Origin of the sequence: Spirillospora sp. NPDC047418, from assembly GCF_040643275.1 — a bacterium.
GTDB lineage: Bacteria > Actinomycetota > Actinomycetes > Streptosporangiales > Streptosporangiaceae > Spirillospora.
On the sequence record NZ_JBEYTW010000207.1, the window covers coordinates 1 to 1,543 of the forward strand.

The following is a 1,543-nucleotide window of genomic DNA, read 5'->3' on the forward strand; positions in this document are numbered from 1 at the left end:
GCCAGACCCTCCGAAGATGCCCGGCACGCTAGCTCGCCTGCCCAGAACGGCTCTGAACAGCCTTAACGTCCGAATCCAAGGTTAAAAGACAAGCTAAGTGCGTGTTTGAGAAGGATCTTGTTATTGGCACTCGAGGGGCGTGGGCCTTGCCGGACGGCGGGACGTCCACCGCGGGCCAGGCGGCGGGTCAAGAGGCCGATGGCGGCCCACCGGATCATGGCCTCGCTGGTCGCGGGGTGGCGTTCGTAGTCGCGCGCCAGCCGCCGGTGGGCGGTGAGCCACGCCAAAGTCCACTCGACCGCCCACCGCCGAGGGAGGACGACGAACCCCTTCTGATCTGCGGGTTTGCGGACGATGTCCAGGGTGGTACGCAGTGTCTGCGCGGCCCGGCCGACGAGGCGTCCGGCGAAGGCGGCGTCGGCGGACACCCGCCGGCACCGCGGCGAGGTGAGATACAGCCCCAGCAGCGTGCCCTTGGCTCCATCGCGGTCCTGGACGCTCGCCGCGCACACCGTCACCATGATCAGCAGGCCGAGAGCGCCGGTGACGATGAATCTCTTACGTCCGGCGACCTTCTTGCCCGCGTCGTACCCGCGCGTGGCGCGTCCGACGGTATCGGCCGCCTTCACGCTCTGGGAGTCGATGATCCCCGCACTCGGTTCGGCGTCGCGTCCCTCATCCTGGCGAACCTGCTGGCGCAGCACGTCAAGGATCCGCAGGGTGACCCGCTGTTTCTCCCACCGGACGAAGTACCAGTACACCGTCTGCCAGGGCGGGAAGTCGACGGGCAACTGCCGCCACGCGCATCCGGTGCGCACCACATACAAGATCGCGTCCACGATCTCGCAGCCGCGGGTGCTTCTCCGGGCGGCCGCTGCTGCCGGCCTCCGGCAGCAGCGGCTCGACCAGCACCTACTCGCCGTCGGTCAAGTCCGAGGGATAACACGACCGCCGAGACATCCCGTCATCCTGGACGAACCCGCCCGGACGATCACGTAGACACACCGACCTAGATCAACTTCTCAAACACGCACTAAGCGCCCACCAGATCCCCCGCCGACGCTCGATCTTCCCGGTGCCGGGCTTTTATGGCGTGTTGCGGGGTTGTTGCTGGTTGGTGTGGTCTTTGTGGAGTTGGGTGTTGATGCGTTGGGCTTCGGCGAGTTGGTCTTCCAGGATGATGATGCGGCAGGCGGCTTCCAGCGGTGTTCCTTGGTCGATCAGGTCGCGGGCGCGTTGAGCCAGGCGGAGTTGGTAGCGGGAGTAGCGGCGGTGTCCGCCGGGTGAGCGTTGCGGGACGATCAGGCGGGCGGTGTCCAGGCTGCGCAGGAATGCCGGTGTGACGTTCAGCATCTCGGCGGCGCGGCCCATGCTGTAGGCGGGGTAGTCCTCGTCGTCGAGCCTGCCTTCGAGCCCGCCGGATTCCTGCGGGTGCTGGTCTGGCTGGTTGCCGGCCCGGGCCGGTTGGGGTGCTTTCACTGAACCTTCCGTACTGCCCTGGGTGGGCAGTGACGACGACAGGGGCCCCGGCGCCGCAATGCGG

General features: G+C 67.2%; 1 protein-coding gene and 1 pseudogene. Both read right to left on the reverse strand.

Features of this window, described 5'->3' with window-relative positions; genetic code table 11:
- Nucleotides 1-170 precede the first annotated feature (170 nt).
- Nucleotides 171-960: pseudogene (locus tag ABZ806_RS45050) on the reverse strand (IS5 family transposase); the annotation flags it as partial.
- 126 nt (nucleotides 961-1,086) lie between these two features.
- Nucleotides 1,087-1,371 carry a helix-turn-helix domain-containing protein gene (locus tag ABZ806_RS45055; protein WP_500226138.1) on the reverse strand — a complete coding sequence of 95 codons (285 nt, stop codon included), beginning with the start codon at nucleotides 1,369-1,371 and terminating at the stop codon, nucleotides 1,087-1,089.
- Nucleotides 1,372-1,543 lie beyond the last annotated feature (172 nt).